Here is a 394-nt window from a genome sequence, read left to right on the forward strand (position 1 = left end):
CTAACCCCATCAATTAACCTTCCGGCACCGGGCAGGCGTCACACCGTATACGTCATCTTACGATTTTGCACAGTGCTGTGTTTTTAATAAACAGTTGCAGCCACCTGGTATCTGCGACTCTCGTCTGCTCCATCCGCAAGGGACTTCACTGATAAGAGCGTACCTTCTCCCGAAGTTACGGTACCATTTTGCCTAGTTCCTTCACCCGAGTTCTCTCAAGCGCCTTGGTATTCTCTACCCGACCACCTGTGTCGGTTTGGGGTACGATTCCTTACAATCTGAAGCTTAGAGGCTTTTCCTGGAAGCATGGCATCAATGACTTCACTACCGTAGTAGCTCGACATCGTATCTCAGCGTTAAGAAAGTCCGGATTTACCTAAACTTTCCGCCTACA

Annotated in this window: 1 rRNA gene; it reads right to left on the reverse strand. The window is 49.0% G+C overall.

The features are described from left to right. Positions 1 to 394: ribosomal RNA gene (locus tag AACR09_RS00870) — 23S ribosomal RNA — on the reverse strand; the annotation flags it as partial.

Source organism: Vibrio sp. OPT20 (assembly GCF_963889365.1).
In the GTDB taxonomy this organism is placed as follows: Bacteria; Pseudomonadota; Gammaproteobacteria; order Enterobacterales; family Vibrionaceae; genus Vibrio; species Vibrio splendidus.